At 74.8% G+C, this 404-nt stretch carries 1 protein-coding gene; it reads right to left on the reverse strand.

Features of this window, described 5'->3' with window-relative positions:
• A partial coding sequence (locus GT354_RS34570; RefSeq protein ID WP_161360326.1) for an energy-coupling factor ABC transporter ATP-binding protein occupies positions 1 to 404 on the reverse strand: 404 nt, incomplete at both ends.

Raw genomic sequence — 404 nt, forward strand, 5'->3', positions numbered from 1 at the left:
CCGGCACGGCGCGGCCGGCCAACCGTTCGCGCAGCGGCGGCGCCAGACGGCGCGCATCACGCACCGACAGCGGCAGCGGCGACCATCCGGCGAGCCGGCCGAGCTCGACGACCGGCGGCGCGATGTCGCACGTGGTCAGGATGTCGGCGGGCGATCCGTCGCGGACCGTGCCATCGCCGGGCAGGTGCACGAGCCGGTCGGCGTACTGCACGACGCGCTCCATCCGGTGTTCGGCCACGATCGCGGTGATCCCGAGGTCGTGCACGAGCCGAGTGATCGCCGCGAGCACGTCCTCGGCGGCCGTGGGATCGAGCGCGGACGTGGGCTCGTCCAGCACCAAGACCCGCGGATGCGCGGTCAGGACGCCGCCGATCGCGACCCGCTGCTGCTGACCGCCGGAGAGC

Source organism: Streptomyces sp. SID3343, assembly GCF_009865215.1.
In the GTDB taxonomy this organism is placed as follows: Bacteria; Actinomycetota; Actinomycetes; order Streptomycetales; family Streptomycetaceae; genus Embleya.